General features: G+C 65.5%; 3 protein-coding genes. All 3 read right to left on the bottom strand.

The features are described from left to right. Window positions 1-468, bottom strand: a 468-nt coding sequence (locus EOA33_RS34725; RefSeq protein ID WP_127407652.1) for an aminotransferase class I/II-fold pyridoxal phosphate-dependent enzyme, incomplete at its 3' end; no start/stop codon positions are given. Then, window positions 465-1,463 (bottom strand): biotin synthase BioB, encoded by a 999-nt coding sequence (gene bioB / locus EOA33_RS34720; RefSeq protein WP_127407651.1) that lies wholly within the window; start codon window positions 1,461-1,463, stop codon window positions 465-467. The genes bioB and EOA33_RS34725, both read right to left, overlap by 4 nt. Window positions 1,464-1,522: 59 nt before the next feature. After that, the coding region (locus tag EOA33_RS34715) for an aspartate 1-decarboxylase (protein WP_190234479.1) at window positions 1,523-1,760 on the bottom strand (238 nt) is incomplete at its 5' end.

The following is a 1,760-nucleotide window of genomic DNA, read 5'->3' as shown; positions in this document are numbered from 1 at the left end:
CCAGGACCGGATGGCATCGTGCATGGCGTTCGCATCGTTGTGGGGAGCTAGCGTGACTTCAGCGCGGCCGGCTCTGGCGCCCTCATGCGCGCTGGCGTGGATGAGTTCGTCGAGCACGACCAGATCGCCCTTCTGGGGCAAGGTCGTGAGCACGGCGAAATTGGCGACATAGCCGCCGCCGAAGAACAGGGCGCGCTCGGCGCCGAAGAACTTCGCGGCCTTGGCTTCGAGCGTCTCGTGCTCAGCGTCGTTGCCTCGCAGCAGCCGCGACCCTGTCGCCCCGACGGGCGTGCCTGCCGCGAGTGCCGCCGCGACCGCCTCGGCCATGCGCTTGCAGCGAGCGAGGCCGAGATAGTCGTTGGAGGCGAAGTCAAGACCCGAGCGGCTGCTCAACGTGCGCAGCCGGTCCTTGCGGGCAAGACCATTTAAGGTCGCCCTGTAGCGGTCGAGGAAGCCACTGCCGTTCACAAGGCCTCGCGCGCAAATGGCTTGATGCCCAGCCGGCGAAACAGCGCGCTGTCCTTGTCCTCAACGGGATTGTCGGCGGTCAGCAAGGTATCGCCGACGAAGATGGAGTTGGCGCCGGCGAAGAAGCACAGCGCCTGCATCTCGTCGCTCATCGCCGTGCGGCCGGCCGACAGCCGCACATGCGATTTCGGCATCATGATGCGGGCTAGCGCAATGGTGCGCACGAATTCGATCGGTTCGATGGGTTCAGCCTCGCCAAGCGGCGTGCCTTCGATCGGGACCAGCATGTTGATCGGCACGCTGTCGGGCGGCTCCGGCAGGTTGGCGAGCGTCACCAGCATGTCGATGCGGTCGGCCTTCTCCTCGCCCATGCCGACGATGCCGCCGCAGCAGACCTTCATGCCGCTGTCGCGGACATTGGCAAGTGTGTCCAGCCGCTCAGTGAAGGTCCGGGTCGAAATGACCTCGCTGTAGTAGCGCTCAGAGGTGTCGATGTTGTGGTTGTAGTAGTCGAGCCCGGCCTGCTTGAGCCGTTGCGCCTGATCGAGGTCGAGCATGCCGAGCGTCATGCAGGTCTCCATGCCGAGCGCCTTCACGCCCTCGACCATGGCGACCACGGCCTCCATGTCGCGCTCCTTGGGATTGCGCCAGGCGGCGCCCATGCAATAGCGCGTGGCGCCCGCGTCGCGCGCCTTCGTCGCCTCGGCGATGACGCGCTGGACCTCCATCAGCTTCGAGGCCTTGAGCCCGGACTGGTGATGCGAGGACTGGCTGCAGTAGCCGCAATCCTCGGGGCAGCCGCCGGTCTTGATCGAGAGCAGTCGCGACAGCTGCACCCGGTTGGGATCGAAATTCTCGCGATGGACGGTCTGGGCCCGGAAGAGCAGGTCGTTGAACGGGAGATCGTGGATAGCCTGGGCTTCCGCCCGGGTCCAGGGCGGATGGGCCCAACCGAGAGGGTCCGATGTCAGGTCCGGGCCAAGTTCCGCGTTCATTCCACCTCCATCAGCAAAAACGTTTGGGTATCAGCCAAGAAAACGGACCTCGGAGCCCGTCACGATCTGCCCACCAGCGCCGGCACGGGCAGGGGAGTGCGAGCTTCGTCGAGGGTGGAGAAGCTGTAGCCTCCGCCCGCATCGCGCTCGACCGAATAGGTCAGACGGTCGACGATCCGATTGTCCTTGTCGAAGGTCAGCACACGCGGTTTGAGCGCGGTGAGCTCCGCCTGGTCCACATAGACCGAGTTGCAGATGATGACCTGGTCGCCTGGCTGGCAGGTGCGGGCCGCGGCG

The sequence above is a fragment of the Mesorhizobium sp. M4A.F.Ca.ET.050.02.1.1 genome (assembly GCF_003997725.1).
Classification (GTDB): Bacteria; Pseudomonadota; Alphaproteobacteria; order Rhizobiales; family Rhizobiaceae; genus Mesorhizobium.
Note: the sequence above shows the minus strand (reverse complement) of the source record. Positions and strands in the feature narration are given on the sequence as shown.